This is a genomic window from Rhodococcus huquni, assembly GCF_055231055.1.
Map to the genome: position 1 here is coordinate 243,487 of NZ_JBUYWE010000003.1, position 20,123 is coordinate 263,609.

Annotated in this window: 19 protein-coding genes; 4 read left to right on the forward strand and 15 right to left on the reverse strand. The window is 64.9% G+C overall.

All coding sequences use genetic code 11. From position 1 onward, the window contains the following. Positions 1 to 50 precede the first annotated feature (50 nt). From tuf to ACZI8R_RS07640, 14 genes are all read right to left on the reverse strand, one after another. Positions 51 to 1,241: an elongation factor Tu gene (gene tuf, locus ACZI8R_RS07575; RefSeq protein ID WP_378572810.1), complete on the reverse strand. Its 1,191-nt coding sequence runs from the start codon at positions 1,239 to 1,241 to the stop codon at positions 51 to 53. An 87-nt stretch (positions 1,242 to 1,328) separates the two neighbouring features. Beyond that, positions 1,329 to 3,431: an elongation factor G gene (gene fusA / locus ACZI8R_RS07580; protein WP_463378973.1), complete on the reverse strand. Its 2,103-nt coding sequence runs from the start codon at positions 3,429 to 3,431 to the stop codon at positions 1,329 to 1,331. 144 nt (positions 3,432 to 3,575) lie between these two features. Continuing rightward, positions 3,576 to 4,046: a 30S ribosomal protein S7 gene (rpsG, locus tag ACZI8R_RS07585; protein WP_072738343.1), complete on the reverse strand. Its 471-nt coding sequence runs from the start codon at positions 4,044 to 4,046 to the stop codon at positions 3,576 to 3,578. Continuing rightward, on the reverse strand, positions 4,046 to 4,420 hold the full coding sequence (rpsL, locus tag ACZI8R_RS07590) for a 30S ribosomal protein S12 (RefSeq protein WP_003941908.1): 375 nt from the start codon (positions 4,418 to 4,420) through the stop codon (positions 4,046 to 4,048). Before rpsL ends, rpsG begins: the two co-directional genes overlap by 1 nt. Positions 4,421 to 4,779: 359 nt before the next feature. Beyond that, complete coding sequence (locus ACZI8R_RS07595) at positions 4,780 to 5,325, reverse strand: DUF3558 domain-containing protein (RefSeq protein WP_463378974.1); 546 nt, start codon at positions 5,323 to 5,325, stop codon at positions 4,780 to 4,782. Next, the gene (locus ACZI8R_RS07600; RefSeq protein WP_463378975.1) at positions 5,322 to 5,846 is read right to left on the reverse strand and encodes a DUF3558 domain-containing protein; all 525 of its coding nucleotides are present in this window, start codon (positions 5,844 to 5,846) and stop codon (positions 5,322 to 5,324) included. The genes ACZI8R_RS07595 and ACZI8R_RS07600 overlap by 4 nt, the downstream gene beginning before the upstream one ends. Positions 5,847 to 5,864: 18 nt before the next feature. Continuing rightward, positions 5,865 to 6,470: a TetR/AcrR family transcriptional regulator gene (locus tag ACZI8R_RS07605; RefSeq protein WP_463378976.1), complete on the reverse strand. Its 606-nt coding sequence runs from the start codon at positions 6,468 to 6,470 to the stop codon at positions 5,865 to 5,867. A 54-nt stretch (positions 6,471 to 6,524) separates the two neighbouring features. After that, complete coding sequence (locus ACZI8R_RS07610; protein WP_463378977.1) at positions 6,525 to 7,310, reverse strand: enoyl-CoA hydratase family protein; 786 nt, start codon at positions 7,308 to 7,310, stop codon at positions 6,525 to 6,527. A gap of 15 nt (positions 7,311 to 7,325) precedes the next feature. Continuing rightward, positions 7,326 to 8,489 carry an acyl-CoA dehydrogenase family protein gene (locus ACZI8R_RS07615; protein WP_463378978.1) on the reverse strand — a complete coding sequence of 388 codons (1,164 nt, stop codon included), beginning with the start codon at positions 8,487 to 8,489 and terminating at the stop codon, positions 7,326 to 7,328. Next, positions 8,486 to 10,501 (reverse strand): acetyl/propionyl/methylcrotonyl-CoA carboxylase subunit alpha, encoded by a 2,016-nt coding sequence (locus ACZI8R_RS07620; RefSeq protein ID WP_463378979.1) that lies wholly within the window; start codon positions 10,499 to 10,501, stop codon positions 8,486 to 8,488. Before ACZI8R_RS07620 ends, ACZI8R_RS07615 begins: the two co-directional genes overlap by 4 nt. 6 nt (positions 10,502 to 10,507) lie before the next feature. Further along, the gene (locus ACZI8R_RS07625; protein WP_463378980.1) at positions 10,508 to 12,106 is read right to left on the reverse strand and encodes an acyl-CoA carboxylase subunit beta; all 1,599 of its coding nucleotides are present in this window, start codon (positions 12,104 to 12,106) and stop codon (positions 10,508 to 10,510) included. Further along, positions 12,103 to 13,266, reverse strand: coding sequence for an acyl-CoA dehydrogenase family protein (locus ACZI8R_RS07630; protein WP_463378981.1), 1,164 nt, complete (start codon positions 13,264 to 13,266; stop codon positions 12,103 to 12,105). The genes ACZI8R_RS07625 and ACZI8R_RS07630 overlap by 4 nt, the downstream gene beginning before the upstream one ends. Next, the gene (locus ACZI8R_RS07635) at positions 13,263 to 14,897 is read right to left on the reverse strand and encodes an acyclic terpene utilization AtuA family protein (RefSeq protein ID WP_463379280.1); all 1,635 of its coding nucleotides are present in this window, start codon (positions 14,895 to 14,897) and stop codon (positions 13,263 to 13,265) included. Before ACZI8R_RS07635 ends, ACZI8R_RS07630 begins: the two co-directional genes overlap by 4 nt. A 56-nt stretch (positions 14,898 to 14,953) precedes the next feature. After that, positions 14,954 to 15,748, reverse strand: a complete 795-nt coding sequence (locus tag ACZI8R_RS07640) for a TIGR03084 family metal-binding protein (RefSeq protein ID WP_463378982.1) — start codon at positions 15,746 to 15,748, stop codon at positions 14,954 to 14,956. A gap of 574 nt (positions 15,749 to 16,322) precedes the next feature. Here ACZI8R_RS07640 and ACZI8R_RS07645 point away from each other — a divergent pair. The 4 genes from ACZI8R_RS07645 to ACZI8R_RS07660 all read left to right on the forward strand — a co-directional run bounded on the left by ACZI8R_RS07645 (position 16,323) and on the right by ACZI8R_RS07660 (position 19,728). Then, on the forward strand, positions 16,323 to 17,546 hold the full coding sequence (locus ACZI8R_RS07645; protein ID WP_463378983.1) for a hypothetical protein: 1,224 nt from the start codon (positions 16,323 to 16,325) through the stop codon (positions 17,544 to 17,546). A gap of 94 nt (positions 17,547 to 17,640) precedes the next feature. After that, positions 17,641 to 18,492: an SDR family oxidoreductase gene (locus tag ACZI8R_RS07650; RefSeq protein WP_463378984.1), complete on the forward strand. Its 852-nt coding sequence runs from the start codon at positions 17,641 to 17,643 to the stop codon at positions 18,490 to 18,492. Positions 18,493 to 18,510: 18 nt separating this feature from the next. Next, positions 18,511 to 19,311, forward strand: a complete 801-nt coding sequence (locus ACZI8R_RS07655) for a crotonase/enoyl-CoA hydratase family protein (RefSeq protein ID WP_463378985.1) — start codon at positions 18,511 to 18,513, stop codon at positions 19,309 to 19,311. A gap of 15 nt (positions 19,312 to 19,326) precedes the next feature. Beyond that, complete coding sequence (locus ACZI8R_RS07660; protein WP_463379281.1) at positions 19,327 to 19,728, forward strand: PaaI family thioesterase; 402 nt, start codon at positions 19,327 to 19,329, stop codon at positions 19,726 to 19,728. A gap of 9 nt (positions 19,729 to 19,737) precedes the next feature. On the opposite strand, the gene ACZI8R_RS07665 is transcribed toward ACZI8R_RS07660, so the two are convergent. After that, positions 19,738 to 20,094 (reverse strand): hypothetical protein, encoded by a 357-nt coding sequence (locus ACZI8R_RS07665; RefSeq protein ID WP_463378986.1) that lies wholly within the window; start codon positions 20,092 to 20,094, stop codon positions 19,738 to 19,740. Positions 20,095 to 20,123: the final 29 nt, after the last annotated feature.

Genomic DNA, 20,123 nt, shown 5'->3' on the forward strand with positions numbered 1-20,123 from the left:
GGCGCCCACTCCCGAAGGAGTGAGCGCCACAGAGCAGTGGTGAAACTAGATCACGCGATGATCTTCGTGACCTTGCCGGCACCGACGGTACGGCCACCCTCGCGAATAGCGAAGCGCAGGCCCTCGTCCATGGCGACAGGCTGGATCAGCTTGACGGACATCTCGGTGTTGTCACCGGGCATGACCATCTCGGTGCCCTCGGGGAGGGTCACAACGCCCGTAACGTCCGTGGTACGGAAGTAGAACTGCGGGCGGTAGTTGTTGAAGAACGGCGTGTGGCGGCCACCCTCGTCCTTGGACAGGATGTATGCCTGGCCCTCGAACTCGGTGTGCGGGGTGGTGGTGCCGGGCTTGACGACAACCTGTCCACGCTCGACGTCTTCACGCTTGATACCACGAACCAGCAGACCAACGTTGTCGCCGGCCTCGCCCGAGTCGAGGAGCTTACGGAACATCTCGATGCCCGTAATCGTGGTCTTGGTCGCCTTCTCCTTGATGCCGACGATCTCGACATCCTCGTTGACGTTGATGACGCCACGCTCGATACGACCCGTGACAACGGTGCCACGGCCGGTGATCGTGAAGACGTCCTCGACGGGCATGAGGAAGGGCTGGTCGGTTGCGCGGACCGGGTCCGGAATCGACTCGTCGACAGCGTTCATGAGGTCGAGGATGCTCTGACCCCACTTCTCGTCACCCTCGAGGGCCTTGAGAGCCGACACCTTGATGACCGGTGCGTCCTCGTCGAAGTCCTGTCCGGCGAGCAGCTCGCGGACCTCCATCTCGACGAGCTCGATGATCTCTTCGTCGTCGACCATGTCGGACTTGTTCAGTGCGACGAGGATGTACGGCACGCCGACCTGGCGAGCGAGCAGCACGTGCTCACGCGTCTGGGGCATCGGGCCGTCGGTAGCGGCAACCACGAGGATCGCGCCATCCATCTGGGCAGCACCGGTGATCATGTTCTTGATGTAGTCGGCGTGACCCGGGGCATCGACGTGCGCGTAGTGGCGCTTCTCGGTCTGGTACTCAACATGCGAGATGTTGATCGTGATACCGCGAGCCTTCTCCTCAGGAGCCTTGTCGATCTCGTCGAAGGCCGAGGCCTCGTTGAGATCCGGGTACGCGTTGTGCAGCACCTTGGTGATAGCCGCCGTCAGCGTGGTCTTGCCGTGGTCGACGTGACCGATGGTGCCGATGTTCACGTGCGGCTTCGTCCGCTCGAACTTCGCCTTCGCCACTGTGTGTCCTCCTGGACTGATTGTTGCTTGCGGTATGCAGCAGTGCGGTTGTTTTACTTTGGTCGTGCTAAGGGCAACAGGTAAAGATTACTCGCCGGTCGCCTTGGCGATGATTTCCTTCGAGACGTTCGCGGGAACCTCTGCGTAGGAATCGAACACCATGGAGAAGTTCGCTCGGCCCTGGGTCTTCGACCGCAGGTCTCCGATGTAACCGAACATCTCCGAGAGCGGAACCAGCGCCTTCACGACACGGGCACCACTGCGTTCCTCCATGGCCTGGATCTGACCACGGCGGGAGTTCAGGTCGCCGATCACTTCACCCATGTAATCCTCGGGTGTGGTGACCTCGACAGCCATGAGCGGCTCGAGAATGACCGCGCCGGCCTTGCGGGCAGCTTCCTTGAGCGCCTGCGAACCTGCGACCTTGAAGGCCATTTCCGACGAGTCGACGTCGTGGTATGCGCCGTCGAGGAGCGTCATCTTGAGGTTCACGAGCGGGTAGCCCGCGAGGACGCCGTACTGCATCGCGTCCTGCGCACCGGCATCGACCGAAGGAATGTACTCGCGCGGGATACGACCGCCGGTGACCTTGTTCTCGAACTCGTAGGTGGCGCCGTCCTCACCGATGAAGGGCTCGAGCGCGATGATCACCTTTGCGAACTGGCCGGAACCACCGGTCTGCTTCTTGTGGGTGAAGTCGTGCTTCTCGACCTTCTTGGTGATGGTCTCGCGGTATGCAACCTGCGGCTTACCGACGTTGGCCTCGACCTTGAACTCGCGCTTCATGCGGTCGACGAGAATGTCGAGGTGGAGCTCGCCCATGCCGCCGATGACGGTCTGGCCGGTCTCGTCGTCGAGCTCGACCGAGAAGGTCGGGTCCTCTTCGGCGAGCTTCTGGATCGCGACGCCCAGCTTCTCCTGGTCGGACTTGGTCTTGGGCTCGATCGAGACCTGGATGACCGGGTCCGGGAAGCTCATGGACTCGAGAACGACCGGGTTTGCCTGATCGCAGAGGGTGTCACCGGTGGTGGTGTCCTTCAGACCGATCATCGCGTAGATGTGGCCTGCGACGGCCTCGGGGACCGGGTTCTCCTTGTTGGCGTGCATCTGGAAGAGCTTTCCGATGCGCTCCTTCTTGCCCTTGGTGGCGTTGAGCACCTGCTGTCCCGGATCGAGACGGCCGGAGTACACGCGCACGAAGGTGAGCTTGCCGAAGAACGGGTGCGAAGCAATCTTGAAGGCCAGCGCCGAGAACGGCTCGTCCTTGCTCGGCTTGCGAGTGATCTCCTCGTCCTCGTTTCCGAGAACGTGGCCGTGCACCTCACCGATGTCGAGCGGGTCCGGAAGGTAGTCGATGACCGCGTCGAGCATGGGCTGAACACCCTTGTTCTTGAACGCGGAACCACACAGCACCGGGTAGAGCTCGGAGGCGACCGTCATCTTGCGGATGGCGCCCTTGATCTCCTCGACGCTCAGCTCTTCGCCGGCGAAGTACTTCTCCATGAGGGATTCGTCGGACTCGGCAACGGTCTCGAGCAGCTTCTCGCGGTACTCGGCGGCCTTGTCGGCGAGATCGGCGGGGATCTCCTCGATGGTGGACTCCGCGCCGATGGCGACGGTTCCACGCCAGGTGATGGCCTTCATCTCGACGAGGTCGACGACGCCGTCGAAGTTGTCCTCGGCACCGATCGGGATCTGCAGGACGAGCGGCTTCGCACCGAGACGGTCGATGATCGTCTGCACGGTGAAGTAGAAGTCCGCGCCCATCTTGTCCATCTTGTTGACGAAACAGATGCGGGGAACGTCGTACTTGGCTGCCTGACGCCAGACCTGCTCGGACTGGGGCTCGACGCCCTCCTTGCCGTCGAAGACGGCAACTGCGCCGTCGAGGACGCGGAGCGAACGCTCGACCTCGACCGTGAAGTCGACGTGGCCGGGGGTGTCGATGATGTTGATCTGGTTGTCGTTCCAGAAGCAGGTCACCGCGGCAGAGGTGATCGTGATGCCGCGTTCCTTCTCCTGCTCCATCCAGTCGGTGGTCGAGGCACCGTCGTGGGTCTCACCGATCTTGTAGTTCACACCGGTGTAGAAGAGGATGCGCTCGGTGGTAGTGGTCTTACCGGCATCGATGTGCGCCATGATGCCGATGTTGCGAACCTTTTTCAGGTCGGTAAGCACTTCCTGTGCCACAGGATTCTTCCCCACTCGTTGTTTCGTGTCGGCCCGGATAGGGCCACGTCTATTTGTTTTGTCAGCCGGCCCGATGTTCGGGACCGACACTGCGACCGGCCACGCCGGGCCGAGGGTGTCGAACGCCCTCGGCCCGGCGGGTAGTCACCAGCGGTAGTGGGCGAACGCCTTGTTGGCTTCGGCCATCTTGTGCGTGTCCTCGCGACGCTTCACAGCAGCACCGAGGCCGTTGCTGGCATCGAGAAGCTCGTTGGCGAGACGCTCGACCATGGTCTTCTCACGACGCTGACGCGAGAAGGTGACCAGCCAGCGCAGAGCCAGCGTGGTGGAGCGACCGGGGCGAACCTCGACCGGCACCTGGTAGGTGGCGCCACCGACACGGCGGCTGCGCACCTCGAGGGCGGGCTTGACGTTGTCCAGTGCGCGCTTGAGCGTGACGACCGGATCGGTGCCGGTCTTCTCGCGTGCCTGCTCGAGAGCCTGGTACACGATGCGCTCGGCGGTGGACTTCTTACCGTCGAGGAGGATCTTGTTGACGAGCTGCGTCACCAGCGGCGATCCGTAGACCGGGTCGTTGATGAGCGGACGCTTCGGAGCGGGGCCCTTACGTGGCATTAGCTCTTCTCCTTCTTCGCGCCGTAGCGGCTGCGTGCCTGCTTGCGACCCTTGACACCCTGGGTGTCGAGCGAGCCACGGATGATCTTGTAGCGCACACCCGGGAGGTCCTTCACACGACCACCGCGGACGAGCACCATCGAGTGCTCCTGCAGGTTGTGGCCTTCACCGGGGATGTACGCGGTGACCTCGACGGAGGTGGTCAGGCGCACACGCGCGACCTTACGGAGCGCGGAGTTCGGCTTCTTCGGGGTGGTGGTGTACACGCGGGTGCACACGCCACGACGCTGCGGGCTGCCCTTCAGCGCCGCCGTCTTGACCTTGGCGGTCTTGTCGCGGCGGCCCTTGCGGACCAGCTGATTGATGGTTGGCATAAACCGGCTTTCTTCGTGTTGAACAGACTGCTCGAGACAAGCAACCTTGGCTGTTCTGAAATTAGGGATCTAGCAGTTGGGGCAAAAGAGCTGCTGCCCCTCACTCGACCTCGCAATACGCGGTGTTCGCGTACCCCACGGCCGGGTGTGTCGCATACCCCCACACAGGCAACCGGATGCTCGTTTCGTACAGGAATCTGCACGAACGCGCGCACGGCAATACCTCGCTAGGCACACAGATCGGCCCGGACTGGCCGGACACGACCCACAACGATACCCGGCGGCGCGGCGGAAGGTCAAAAGAACCCCGCAGTGGTAAGGCGGGGTGGTGCGTCAGGGCGCAGCAACGGGGCCCTGCATCAACTGCTGAGGTCGAGTGTGAGTTCCGCGAGAGTGGTTGCGGCTCCACAGGGATCGCCCCCTCCGGCACCGTACTGCACCCACCAGCCGAACACTCCGGCGGACGGCGAGCCTGCCGTCACGTTGCACGAACCCGGGTCCGCGGGCTGTTGGATCAGGAGGGCACGACGACCCTGGACGGTGATGTCCGTGGCCGTGTAGCCGAGCCGCTCCGCAGTGCTGCGTTCGGTGTCGAGAGAGCCAGTTTCGAACCAGTCGAACGTCACCTTGGTGGTCCCGGAGGCTCCGACGGCATCCCAGCGGCAGATGGCCCCGAAGAATCCACGGATGATGCCGTCCGCCCCGACCACCTCGGCAATCTTGTCGTCCGCGACGGCATTGCACTCCTGGAGCAGATTGGTGAACTCACCGAGATCACCGGCGCCGCCGTCGTACGCACCCTCGGCGCGGGGTGTGCCGTCGATCGTCGAGCCGCAACCGACTGCGAGCAGGACCACACTCAGGGCGGCGACCGCTCGTGCGACGCGGTGACGCGGTGCCCTCACTGCGCACGCTCCACGGTTCTCTCGGCGAGCGTTCTCGCCACCTGGCACGGGTCGTTGGTCGGTTGCGAACTGCCGTACATCACCGACCAGTGGACGAAGTCGCCTCCGAACTCGATGCCGACCTCGCACAGGTAGCTCGCCGCCGAAGCCATGAAGCCGGGATTCCCGCCGACGTCGATGTCCTCGGCCGGACGGCCGATCAGTTCCGACCCCGCACGTTCGCGGCCGATGGGGCTACCTCGATACCAGGAGTAGGTGACGCTGGGGCCGTCCGCACCGCCGACTTCCCAGACGCAGCCGACGGAGTTGCGGGTCACGTGAGTGAACGGGGGCATCGCGAACGCTTCGGCGACCTCTTGATCCGTCATCCCAGCGCATTCGGGAAAGAAGGGCCCGGGTTCGGTGGCCTCGGGACGGACCGGGGCCGCAGGTGCGTCGGCCTCCGTGGCGTCGGACCCACCGCATCCGGTCAGGACCGCGGCCAATCCGGTTGCCACGAGCGCTCCCCATTTCCTGCCCATGCGCGGTGACTCTACCGATCAGGCTCCGGCGGGGAGGGCCAGCGAGGCTTCGAGTTGCGCGGCCCATTGCCGAACCACTTCGCTGCGCCGCCGGGAATCGTCGGTGAGGACGTCGGCCAGGCCGAGACCCCGCGCCAGGTCGAGGGTGGCCTGCACCAGCCGATGGGCGACCGGGTCCGAATCGTCACAGCCGAGTTGTTCCACCGCATTTCGGTGCGCGACCCGTCCGAACCGTTCTTCGAGAGGCAGCACGCGCGATCGCAGTTCCGGATCCGCGGCGGCGGCGGTCCATACCTGCAGCGCCGCTTTGAACAGGGTGCCGGTGTAGGACTCGACCAGCCGGGTCACGACTGCCTCGGTGCGGCCGGCTCCAGTGGGAAGTTCGGTCGCTTCCCGCTTCGCTTCCTCGATCCGAGCGTCGAACATCATCTCGAGGGCCGCGGTGAAGAGGTCCTCTCTCGTCGGGAAGTGGTGCTGGGCAGCGCCTCGCGAAACCCCTGCACGCTGCGCGACGATCCCCACCGTGGTCGCACTCCATCCCAGTTCCGCCAGTGCGTCCACGGTCGCCTCCAGCAGGCGCTCACGCGTGGCGCGGCTGCGGTCCTGCTTGGGCTCGCGTGCCATTTCGGTCCTCCTGCTGCTGCGGTCGACCCTGCTGTGTCGAGATGCGGTCGACGTCTACGGCGCCCAGCTCGGGCGCCGCTTCTGCAAGAACGCCATCATGCCTTCCCTCGCTTCTTCCGATCCGAACAGACGGGCCGAGCGCGCTTCCAGCTCCGCTGCGTACCGGTCGAATCCGTCGAGGACGGCCGTGGTGGTCAGTGCCTTCGATTCCGCCAGCCCCTGAGGAGAGGCCTGCATGAACTGGTCCACGAGTTCGTCCACGGTTTCGGCCGGGTCGTCGGATGCGACGGTGATCAGGCCGATGTCCTCCGCAATCCGGTAGCCGAACTTCTCGCCGGTGAGGAAGTAGCGGCTCGCGGCTCGCGAGTCCAGGCGTGGCAGCACGGTCAACGAGATGATCGACGCCGCGAGGCCGAGACGTACCTCGGTGAGCGCAAACGTGCTGTCGGATCCGGCAATCGCGAGATCGCAGGCCCCGACGAGCCCCATCCCGCCGGCCCGCACGTGCCCGTTCAGGCAAGCGATCACCGGTTTCGGCAGCTCGACAACGGCTCTGAGCATCTCGGTCATCTGCCGGGTGCGCTGCCGAGCGAGATCCGCCGGATCGCCGTCCGCACTGCTCGCCTCGCTGAGATCGGCACCTGCACAGAACGTGCCACCCCTGTGGGTGAGGACCACCACCCGCACATCGTCGTCGGCCGCTGCGGCGCGCAGACCCTCGTGAAGTTCGCCCACCAACCTGGACGAGATGGCGTTTCGGTTGTGCGGCGAGTCGAGGGTGAGCGTCGCGGCTCCGTCGCCGACCTCGTAGCGAACGTACGGTGTGTTCTCTGCGTCCACTGCTGCTCCTTTCCGTCAGTACGACCGTGGCAGCCCGAGCGAGTGTTGGGCCACGAAATTGAGAATCATCTCCCGACTGACCGGAGCCACGCGCGCGATCCGGGCTGCTCCCAGCATGGCGGCCAGACCGTATTCCTTGGTCAGCCCCGCGCCACCGTGTGTCTGTACCGCCTGGTCGAGTGCCTTGATACTCGCTTCTGCTGCCGCGTATTTCGCCATGTTGGCGGCTTCTGCCGCTCCGAAGTCGTCGCCGCTGTCGTAGAGCACCGCGGCCTTCTGCATCATCAGCTTCGCGAGCTCGAGTTCGATCTTGACCTGGGCGAGCGGGTGCGACAGCCCTTGATGCGCACCGATGGGCGTCTTCCATACCGTGCGCTGCTTCGCGAACGCCGTGGCCGCGTCGAGCGCGTAGCGTCCCATCCCCACGGCCATCGCCGCACCGAGGATCCGCTCGGGGTTGAGCCCGGAGAACAACTGCATGAGGGCCGCGTCCGCCTCACCGACGAGTGCATCGGACGGCAACCGCACGTCGTCGAGAAACAACGTGAACTGGGTGTCCGGTTCGACGATGTCCATCTCCATCGGCTGCTTCACGAAGTTGGGGGCGTCGGTCGGCACGATGAACAGGGCCGGCTTCAACTTGCCCGTCTTCGAGTCCTCGGTCCTGGCGACGACGAGCACGGCGTCGGCCTGATCGACACCGGAGATGAAGATCTTGCTGCCGTGGATGATCCAGTCGTCGCCGTCCCGGCGAGCGGTGGTGCTGATCTGGTGCGAGTTGGAACCCGCATCTGCCTCGGTGATGCCGAAGGCCATGATCGAAGAGCCGTCGGCGATGCTCGGCAGCCACTTCTGCTTCTGCTCGTCCGTGCCGTACTTGCCGATGATCGTTCCGCAGATCGCGGGCGACACGACGACGAGGAGAAGTCCCGCGCCGTGTGCGGCCAGTTCTTCCTGCACGAGCGCGAGTTCGTAGATCCCCGCTCCCCCGCCGCCGTATTCCTCCGGCAGGTTCACGCCGAGAAACCCCAGCTTGCCCGCTTCGTTCCACAGTTCGGTCAACGGCCGGCTCGTGCGCGAACGCGGGAGCACGTAGTCGACATAGTTGAACCGTTCGCCGAGCTTCGACACCGCCGCGCGGAGTTCGGTCTGCTCTTCGGTTTCCACGAATCCGCTCATGCGTCTGCCTCTTCCTGAATCTGCGCTGCCTCGGCGTCGACCACCGCGAGCACGGATCCGACCTCCACCTGCTGTCCTACGGTCACAGCGAGTTCCGTGAGAACTCCCGCGGCCGGTGCCGTCACCGTGTGTTCCATCTTCATCGCCTCGAGCCACAGGATCGGTTGCCCGGCTTCGACTGCGTCGCCCTGTGACGCCGCGACACGAACGACGGAACCCGGCATCGGTGCCAGTAGCGACCCCGCCGCCACCTCTGTCGTCGGGTCGACGAATCTCGGCGCGACGGTCAACGCCGTCCCGCCGAGGGCCGAGTCCACGAACACGCTGTCGCCGTATCGGGAGACCTCGAAGGTCCGCCGAACACCCTCGACATCGAATACCACCCGTTCGGCGCTGTGCGAGACGAGCGAGACATCGTCGTATCCCTCGGCAGTGAGACCGCGCCTGTCCAGCCGGTAGCGCACGTCGTGACCGCCTCGCGGCGCGGTGTAGCGCTTGAGTTGCGGCGCGGACGGCAAATTTCGCCACCCGCTCGGGAAGCCGCCACCCACGCGTGCGCCGGCGCGGTTGGCCGCCGAATCCGCCAGCGCGGCAGCGAGTGCCGCGAGCCCCTCGGTGTGCTCGGATGCCAGCGGCGTCGACAACACAGTCAGGTCGTGGGTGTCGAAGAAGGCGGTGTCGGTGTCGCCGGCGAGGAAGGCCGGGTGCCGCAGGACGTTCACCAAGAGGTCTCGGTTGGTGACGAGTCCGTGCAGCTTCGTTCCGGCCAGAGTGGTGGCCAGAAGCTTCGCTGCCTGCGTGCGGTCGGGCGCGAAGGAGACGACCTTGGCGAGCATCGGGTCGTAGTGCACGCCCACCACGCTGCCGTCGATCACGCCGGAATCGAGACGCACGCCCCTCTTGTCGAGTACACCGAACTCGGTGACATCACCGGGCAGGTGAAGGCGATGCACGGTTCCCGTCTGCGGCTGCCAGTTGGCGGCCGGATCCTCGGCGTACAACCGCACTTCGATGGAATGCCCCCGGATCTCGGGCTGCTCGGAGGGCAGCGAATATCCCGATGCAACCGAGATCTGCAGATCGACCAGATCGAGGCCGGTCGTGCATTCGGTGACCGGATGTTCCACCTGCAGACGCGTGTTCATCTCGAGGAAGAAGAAGTTGCCGTCCTCGTCGGCCAGGAACTCGACGGTTCCGGCGCCTTCGTAACCGATCGCTTCTGCCGCCAGCCTGGCTGCACGGAAGAGTCGATCGCGCATCCCCGACACCCGCTCGACCAAGGGGGAAGGGGCTTCCTCGACAACCTTCTGATGTCGGCGCTGAATCGAGCACTCTCGTTCACCGACCGCCCACACCTCGCCGCGCCGGTCCACCATCACCTGGACCTCGATGTGCCGTCCCGTCTCGATGTACCGCTCGCAGAACACGGTCGGATCACCGAAGGCGGACTGCGCTTCCCTTCGGGCGGCTTCGATCTCGGTGGTCAGGTCTGCAAGTTCACGCACGACCCGCATTCCGCGACCACCACCACCCGAGGAGGCTTTCACCAGAACGGGCAGGTCTGCCTCGGTGACCGCAGCCGGATCGAGTTCGGCGAGCACCGGCACACCGGCGTCGTCCATGATCTTCTTCGACTCCACCTTGGAGCCCATGAGCTCGATGGACTTGACCGGCGGCCCGATCCAGACCAAGCCCGCGTCCTGCACCTGCTGTGCGAATTCGGCGTTCTCGGAGAGGAAACCGTATCCGGGGTGGATCGCGTCCGCACCGGCCGATCGAGCAGCGGCGATCACGAGGTCACCGCGTAGATAGGTGTTGGCGGGGGTGTTGCCCGGCAACCGCACCGCCGCATCGGCGTCGCGCACGTGCGGGCTGTCCTCGTCGGCGTCCGAGAACACGGCGACGGTCCCGATGCCGGAGTTTCGGCAGGTGGCGAATACCCGACGCGCGATCTCGCCACGGTTGGCGACGAGGACGGTGTCGATGCCTTTCGGCTCAACTGAGTTCAACACTGTTCCTCACATCCGGAAGACGCCGAAGTTCTCGGTGCCCTCGATCGGCGCGGAGGCGATGGCCGAAAGGCACATCCCCACCACGGTGCGGGTATCGCGCGGGTCGATGACGCCGTCGTCGTAGAGGCGGCCGGACAAGAACATCGGCAGCGACTCCGCCTCGATCTGGTTCTCGATAATCGCCCGCATTCCCGCGTCGGCCTCCTCGTCGAACGCCTGTCCTCTGGCTTCCGCAGATGCCCTGCCGACGATGGAGATGACGCCGGCGAGTTGAGCGCCGCCCATGACGGCGGACTTGGAGCTCGGCCACGCGAACAGGAAGCGGGGGTCGAACGCCCGGCCGCACATGCCGTAGTGGCCGGCTCCGTACGAGGCCCCGAGCAGGATCGAGATGTGCGGAACCTTCGAGTTGGCGACCGCGTTGATCATCATCGAGCCGTGCTTGATCATGCCGCCTTCCTCGTACTCCTTGCCGACCATGTATCCGGTGGTGTTGTGCAGAAACAGGAGTGGCGTGTTCGAGCGATTCGCGAGCTGGATGAACTGGGTGGCCTTCTGTGATTCCTCGCTGAACAGGACGCCGCGCGCATTGGCCAGGATCCCGATCGGATAGCCGTGCAGTTCTGCCCAGCCGGTGACGAGCGAAGATCCGTACATCGGCTTGAACTCGTCGAAGTCGGAGCCGTCGACGATCCGCGCGATCACCTCTTTGGGATCGAACGGAATCTTCAGGTCCGTGGGAACGATGCCGAGCAACTCCTCGGGATCGGCGAGCGGCTCGATCACCTCGGCGCGCGGCTCCGGCCCTTTCTTCGTCCAGTTGAGGCGTTTGACGATGTTGCGACCGAGGCGAATCGCGTCCTGCTCGTCCACGGCGAAATAGTCGGCGAGCCCGGACTTGCGGGCGTGCATCTCCGCGCCGCCCAGAGTTTCGTCGTCCGAGTCCTCACCGGTAGCCATCTTCACCAGCGGTGGTCCGGCCAGGAACACCTTGGACCGCTCCTTGATCATCACCACGTGGTCCGACATTCCCGGGATGTAGGCACCGCCGGCCGTGGAATTACCGAAGACCAGGGCGATGGTGGGAATCCCTGCTGCGGACAGCTGAGTGAGGTCGCGGAACATGCGCCCGCCGGGGATGAACACTTCCTTCTGCGTGGGGAGGTCTGCGCCGCCCGACTCCACCAAGGAGATGACCGGCAACCGGTTCTGTACGGCGATGTCGTTGGCCCGGAATCCCTTCCGCAGCGTCCACGGGTTGCTCGTGCCGCCGCGCACCGTGGGGTCGTTGGCGACGATGAGGCATTCGACGCCTTCCACGACGCCGATACCGACGACCGTGCTGGCACCGACCGGGAAGTCGCTCCCCCAGGCAGCCAGCGGGCACAGCTCGAGGAAAGGAGAATCCTCGTCGATCAGCAACTCGATCCGTTCACGAGCGAGCAGTTTGCCGCGGTCGTGGTGTCGCTTCGTGTACTTCTCGCCGCCGCCCGCGATCGCCTTGGCGTGCTCGGCGTCGATCTCCTCGAGCTTGGTTGTCATCGTCTCGACTGCCGTGGCGTACACCTCCGACGCCGTGTCGAGGGTGGTTCGCAGAACGCTCATGCCTGATACCCCAATCGTTTTGCCGCCAACCCGGTCAGGATCTCGGTCGTGCCGCCGCCGATCCCCAGGATTCGCATGTCTCGGTACTGCCTCTCGACTTCGCTCTCACGCATGTAGCCCGCACCGCCGAACAACTGGACGGCCTGGTGCGCGGTCCACTCCCCGGCCTCGACCGCGGTGTTCTTCGCGAAGCACACCTCGGCGATCAGGTCGTCGTCCGTCTCGACGAAGCGCTCCACCAGTGCTCGGGTGTACACGCGGGCGACGTCGATTCGACGTGCCATTTCCGTCACCGTGTTCTGCACCGCCTGCCGTGAGATCAGTGGGCGTCCGAACGTCTCCCGATCACGGCACCACGCGAGAGTCAGATCGAGGCACCGCTGTGCGCTCGCGTACGCCTGCGCGGCGAGAGCGGTCCGCTCGGTGACGAAAGCCTGTGCGATCTGCTGGAATCCGGAGTTCTCTGCTCCGACCAGGTTGTCGACCGGCACCCTGGCGTCGACGAACGACAGTTCGGCAGTGTCCGAGGCCAGCCAGCCCATCTTGTCGAGTTTGCGCGACACCTCGAACCCCGGAGTGCCCTTCTCCACCACGAGCAACGACACCCCTGCCGCGCCCTTGCGCGCCGGGGCGTCCCCACCGGTGCGGACCGCCGTCACCACGAAGTCGGCACGGCAGCCGGAGGTGATGAACGTCTTCGAGCCGTTCACGATGTAGTGGTCGCCGTCCCGTACCGCAGTGGTTCGCAGATGGCCGACATCGGAGCCGCCACCGGGCTCTGTGATTGCCAGCGAGCCGATCTTCTCGCCGGCCAGCGTGGGGCGAACCCAGCGCTCGATCTGCGACTCGTTCTGCGCAGCGATCAAGTGGGGCAGGGCGATGCCCGAGGTGAACAGGGATGCGAACAGGCCGCCGGATGCGCCGGCGTAATGCATCTCCTCGCAGATGGTGAGTGCATCCATCAGGTCGCCGCCCGAACCACCGACGGATTCCGGGAATCCGGCGCCGAGCAGTCCGAGGGCCGCGGCCTTCTCGTGCAGAGATCGCGGCAGCTCACCGCCGCGCTCCCACTCGTCGAGGTTCGGGAGCACGTCGCGGGTGACGAAGCTGCGGACCGTCTGTCTCAAGGCCTTCCGCTCGGGAGCGTCCCACACGCTCACAGGAGTTCCTCCGGGATGTCGATATGCCTGCTACGCAGCCACTCTCCGAGCCCCTTCGCCTGCGGGTCGAATCGCGCCTGCGACGCGACGCCCTCGCCGAGGATCCCTTCGATGACGAAGTTCACGGCCTTCAGATGTGGGAGCGGATAGCGCTTCACAGTGAGGCCCTCCGCCTCGGGGAGCATTCGCTTCAGTTGCGCGACGGTGAGCGTGTCGACCAGCCATCGCCATTGGTCGTCGGTTCGCACCCAGACACCGACGTTCGCGTTGCCACCCTTGTCGCCGCTTCGTGCGGCCGCGATGGTTCCCAAGGGAACGGTACGTAGCCGAGTCGAGGTGTACGGACCGGGCAACGAGGGCTCCTCGGGATCCTCGAGCACTCGGCTCTGCTCGGAGGGCGCGACGGCCACCCGTGTCCCGTCCGAGAGGACGGCCGTGTGCTCGACCTTCGCCGCGTCCACGTAGCCGGGAGTGAACACCCCGTACGGCTGACCGTTCGAGGGCGGGGCGGTCAGGCTGAATCCCGGGTAACTGGCCAGGGCGAGTTCCACGGCGACGGACGAGAACGCGCGGCCGACCACGTCCGGGTCCGGATCGCGAACCACGCAGCGCAGCAACGCACTCGCCGCCTCTTCCGTATCCGAATCCGGATGATCCGTTCGCGCGAGAGTCCACTCGAGATCCTGCGGTGAGGTGGACAGACCGGCTTCGAGTTGAGTGCGTGCCAGTTCTGCCTTGGCCTCGATATCGAGGCCCGTGAGGATCATCGTCACCTCGTTGCGGAAGCCCGCCAGGCTGTTGAGCGACACCTTGAGTTCCGGTGGCGGCGGCTCACCCTTCACACCGCCGATCCGCACCCGATCCGGTCCGTCGTCGGTCAACTCCACCGAATCGATGCGCGTCGTCACGTCCGGCCCCGCGTACCTGCCGCCCGTGATCTCGTACAGCAGTTGGGCGGTGACCGTCCCCACCGTCACCGCGCCGCCCGTGCCGGAATGCTTGGTGATGACCGACGATCCGTCGTCGTGGATCTCGGCGATCGGAAATCCAGGGCGCCGCATGTCGGCGATCTCGGTGAAGAACGAGTAGTTTCCGCCGGTTGCCTGCGTCCCACATTCGATGACGTGACCAGCGACGACCGCACCAGCCAAGCGGTCGAAGTCCGCTCTTCCCCAACCGAAGTGCGCGGCCGCCGGGCCGACGATCACCGAGGCATCCGTGACGCGGCCCGTCACGACGACATCGGCACCCGCGTTCAGGCACTCCACGATCCCCCAGGCGCCGAGGTAGGCGTTGGCGGTGAGCGGCGCACCGAGGCCGAGTTCGTCGGTCCTCGAGATGAGGTCGTCGCCTTCGACGTGTGCGATCTGCGCGCCGAGCCCCAGACGCGTGTTCACCTCACGTAGTGCGCTCGCCAGGCCCGCCGGATTGAGACCGCCCGCATTCGCGACGATCTTCACACCCTTGTCGAGAGCGAGACCGAGGCAGTCCTCGGCCTGACGCAGAAACGTCTTGGCGTATCCGCGGGATGCATCCTTCATCCGGTCCCGGCCGAGGATGAGCATGGTCAGTTCGGCAAGGTAATCGCCGGTCAGATAGTCGAGTTCGCCGCCCTCGAGCATGTCCCGCATCGCGGAGATGCGGTCGCCGTAGAACCCGGAACAGTTGCCGATTCGTACCGGTGCATTCACGACGCTGCCTCCGACGCACGGCCGTCCCCGGGCGGGCCGGCGAAAGCTTGGGCGATGCCGAGCCAGGCTTCGGCGTCTTCACCGACCGCTTCGAGAGCTACGTCGCCTCGGTGTGCGCGTTGTGTCACGAGAAGGCAGAAGTCGAGGGCCGGCCCGGTGATGCGCTGTTGCGCGTCTTCCGGACCCCACACCCACGTCTCGGAGCCTTGCGGGGAAATCAACTCGATACGGAACGGTTCCGTCGGCGGTGTGCGGCCATGGACGGAATAGGCGAAGTCCCGGGTACGGACACCCAGGTGGGCGATGGCTCGCAGCCGGTTCGTCGGCTCCGGACGCAGGTCGAGGGCCTCCGCGACATCGAGCCCGTGCGCCCACGTCTCCATCAATCGCGCTGTGGCCATGGACATTGCGCTCATCGGTGGGCCGTACCAGGGAATCTTCGTGCCGCGCGGAACGGCTGCAAGCTCGTTGGCCAGCCGTACCCGTTCGGATCGCCACTGGGCGTACAACTCCCCCGGCGCCTTCTTCGCTTCGGCCTCGGCACCTTCGTCCACGAAGCCCATCGGGTTCTTCGCCGCCTCCCCGAGATTCTCGGCGAAGGCCTCGGGGTCGGTCAGGGAGAGAAGAGAGGCCCGATCGGTCCACAGGAGGTGCCCGATCTGGTGGGCGATGGTCCATCCGACTGCCGGCGTCGGGGCCTCCCACCGTTCGGCAGGCAACGCGACCACCAGAGATTCCAGCGCATCGCCTTCCGCACGCAGATCGGCGATGACGTCGAGCAGTTCTGTCATGCGATCAGGATCACACCGAGTCCATAAAAAAGCAAGCACGCTTGCTTGTATTTGAACTCTGAATCACTTCCACCTCTGTCCGATAAGACCGAAAAGCGTTGAATACCAACGTGGGAGGCACTTTTAAACGACCGTCCAGACAGACTCGACGGTGTGACTCCACACGCCGACAAAAGGCGCGTCCGACTTGTCCGATCCACAACCTGACCGACCGGTAGGAAATGAGCGCGCCGGGTTCTTGTGGTGCGGGAAGCAACTGCTACTGTTCAGGCCGCACTCCCCGTGGGGGGATGGATTTGCCTCGCAGATCCGGGTGCAACACAGAAGAAGCGCGCCACCTCGTCAGAGGTGTCGCTCAGGCCTGTCGGGGGGAACGTGAAGTTTTTGTGCGTCGGTGAGCTCGGCTCCCGTGCATCTGGTGTGGCCTCGTCCCACCTATCGCGTCTCTGGCACTCGGCCGTTACACACTCGCATCCGCGCGGTGCACCTGAGTGTTGATTCATCAGTCGAAAGCTCTTCTCCTCCAGCCAGACCTGTGTGGTTGCACCACATCGAATCCGAAGGGACAGCCAGAATGACGACGAAGATCCGCGGGCGACACCGGCGCCAGGGCCAGCGCGCCGCCGTGATGGGTGCACTTCCCATCGCCATCGCGATCAGCTACTCGAGCGTGGCGGTTGCAGCTCCGCAGCCCGGCGTCACCGATGAGGCTCAGCCCGACGACAACGATGCTCCCAGCACCGCACAGCCTGGTGTCACCCCCGAATCGGATTCCGATTCCGAGAAGGCAGCGCCCTCCACGGAGCGCACCAAGGAATCGAAGCCCAAGTCCTACTGGGTCGCTCCGCCGGTCGAGTACAACAACGTGCCGACCCGTGAGGTCCCGACGTACTACGCCTACGACGAGGACCAGAGCGACGGCGAAGAGGCGCAGTACGTTGCGCCGGAGCCGGTTCAGGTCCAGGAACTGCACCTGCCGCAGGCCGTCGACCCCGTCGCACCCATCGAGGCACCCGAGGACAAGGTGCGCATCGGCGATTTCGTGTCGGAGAAGCCCGAGTGGCTCAGCGAAGAGCACATGGAACGGACCAATAACAGCGCCGCCGTAGTCGAGGCGCAGGTTGCGACCTTCTGGAACTCCGTCGGTATCGACACCAGCCGATCAGACCGGCTCGCGGCGGCTACGACGGCCGGTGCCGTCGGTGGCGTCGTGACGGGCGCCGTAGTTTGTGGTGTTCCAGCAGCGGTCGGCGGCGCCCTTATCGGTGGAACAATCGGCGGACTTACTGCCGGCATCGGATCGCTCCCCACAATCGTGGGCCCGGTCATGCTCGGGACCATAGGAACGCTCGGCGGCGGCGCAATCGGGGCCGCAGCAGCCGGCATTCCTGCCGCTGCCGTATGTGGCACCGTCGGTGGCGTCATCGGAGGCACCGTCGGTGCAACCTTCGGCGCTGGCGACCAGGCGATCTCGCCCACCGTCGAGCACGAGCAGGGCGTCGCGCCTGTCCTTCCCGAGCAGGATGAGGACTCTGAGGCAGAGGTTGCACCTGAAGCCGAAGTTGCACCCGCGCCGGCACCGCCGGCACCGCCCGTCGAGGCTGGACCGAAAGCGTTCGGCCTCGACACTCAGATGGTCACCGACAGCACTCGTAACGTCATCTCGCAGGTCGAGGCTCTGCCCGGTGGCTCGGCTTTCGTCGGCGACCTGCGCGCCTTCATCGAGGGCCCCGGTACAGCACTTGCCGACGACGCTGAAGCTGCCGGCAACGCTGTGGGCGCAGGCGTCCTGGCCTGATCGACTCACTTCACCGAAGCCGCCGCAACCTTCCGAGGATGCGGCGGCTTCGTCGTTCGGTCCCCGAATTGGCGTCTCTGGGTACAGTCGAACGGTGATCTCGCAGTTGATTGCCCGCGCCGCACTCGAACCCTTGCCGTCCGTGAACGGGGTGGCATCACGACTCCTCCGGACCGGTCATGGCATCGAAGGCAAGACAGTACTCATCACCGGCGCATCCTCTGGCGTCGGCGAAGCTGCGGCACGCCGTCTGGCCGAGTTGGGTGCCGGTGTCGTTCTCGTTGCCCGAGGCTCCGACCGGTTGGACCGAGTTCGGGACGAAATTCTGCGCTCGGGTTCGGATGCCTGGGCGTTCCCATGCGACCTCACCGACCCGAAGTCGGTCGAGAAATTGGCAGGGCAGGTTCGCGATGAGGTCGGAGCCGTCGATGTCCTCATCAACAACGCGGGTCGGTCGATTCGTCGGCCGGTTACCGAATCGCTCGATCGGTTCCATGATCTCGAACGAACCATGGCGATCAACTACTTCGGCTCCGCACGGCTCACGCACACCTTGCTTCCTGCCATGCTCGAGCGGCGCTACGGCCACATCATCAATGTCGCGACGTGGGGTGTCAGAGCGGGCGCCATGCCCAAGTTCGCGGCATATCACGCATCGAAGTCCGCCATCGCCGCCTTCGGCCGTGACCTGGGCGCCGAGCTGCATGACACCGGGGTTCACGTGAGCACGGTGCACTTTCCATTGGTGCGCACTCCGATGATCGCGCCCACTGCGGACTACGACTCCATGGCCGCACTCACGCCCGAGCAGGCGGCCGAATGGTTCGTCACCGCGATCAGAACCCGACCGGTAGAACTACTGCCGAGCTACACAGAACTGCTCCGTGTGATCGATCTGTTCGCACCGAGCCTCACCAACCGACTGGTTCGCAGCGCAGGGATCTGAACCGAAGGGATGCCGAGTATGACCGACGCAGTCTTGACCGAGCGTGCTGGCGATGTTGTCATCTGGACCCTCAATCGTCCCGACGCGCGCAACCCGATCTCCGAACCCGACGTGATCGAAGCACTGGAGGCCGCAGTTGCTGCCGTGAACGCCGACTACTCTGTGCGAGCAGCGATCATCACGGGCGCCGGCACGGCCTTCTCCTCGGGCGGCAACGTCAAGCACATGCGCGACCGCGAAGGCATGTTCGGCGGCACGCCGGCCGAACTGCGCCAGGGCTATCGGCATGGCATTCAGCGCATTCCGCGGGCGCTCTACCACTGCGAAGTGCCTACTATTGCCGCAGTGAACGGCCCGGCGATCGGAGCGGGGTGCGACCTGACGCTGATGTGTGACATGCGGATCGCATCGGCCAATGCCAAGTTCGCAGAGAGCTTCGTCAAGGTCGGGCTCGTCCCTGGCGACGGTGGCGCCTGGTTCCTACCCCGCGCGATCGGGCAGGCCCGGGCAAACGAGATGGCGTTCACCGGTGAGGCCATCGACGCCGCGACGGCCTTGGAATGGGGCTTGGTTTCCAGGGTCACCGAGCCCAAAGAACTCCTCCCCTCTGCGCTGGCATTGGCCGAACGTGTGGCTGCCAGTCCTCCTCAAGTGCTGCGTATGACGAAGAAGCTGTTGCGAGAAGGCCAGCACCAATCGCTGGAGAGTCTGCTCGAATTGTCGGCTGCCATGCAGGCATTGGCGCACCACACGGACGATCATCACGAGGCAGTGGGATCCATGCTGGACAAGCGTGCCCCCAAATTCACAGGGCGGTGAAAGATAGTGACGAACATAGATGATGCAAACGACGTACTGGCCTCTCAACCGTTCAGCTTGCTGATCGGCGCCCAGGTCACCGAGTACGGGCCGGACGGTGCAACGCTGGAAATCCCATTGAGAGAAGAATTGCTGCAGCAGTTCGGGTTTGCCCATGGCGGGGTGCTTTCCTATGCCGCAGACAATGCGCTGACGTTCGCGGCCGGGATCGCCCTGGGACCTTCCATCGTCACCACCGGCTTCACGATCGACTACCTGCGCCCCGCCCAAGGTGAACGCCTGCGAGCCGAGGCGAAAGCAGTGAACAAGAGTCGGCGGCAAGCGCTGTGCCGGTGCGATATCTACGTCGTGAGCGAATCGGGCGAGACGAAACTCTGTGCCGCAGCGCAGGGTTCGGCGCGGCTCATCGAACTGTAGCCGCGGCGATCAGGCTGCGCCGCGTCCGCCGAGGCGTACGCGGTGGTGGCGTCCGCCCGTGAGCGCCCATCGATCGTCGGGTGCCTGGGTGTCGGGATGGTGCCTTCGGATCGTGAAGGACGTGATCGGCAAACGCTCCACGAGGTGGGCATCTGCGTTGAAGCTGCCCGCATAGCCCTGCTCGAACAGCGAGTATGCCGTGTGGTTGATCGAGTTGATCGCCAGTGCCAGTGCGGCGAGCGCAGAGGGCAATGGACCGAAGGCGGCGAGCGAATGGCCGCCGTGAACGGAGGTGCCGACTTCTGCGAAGAACAGCCAGTCGGCATCGAGATTCGAGTTTGCTGCGGGACCGAAACTGCCAGTCATATCCGCCTCACTCCCTGGTCGAGGCTAAT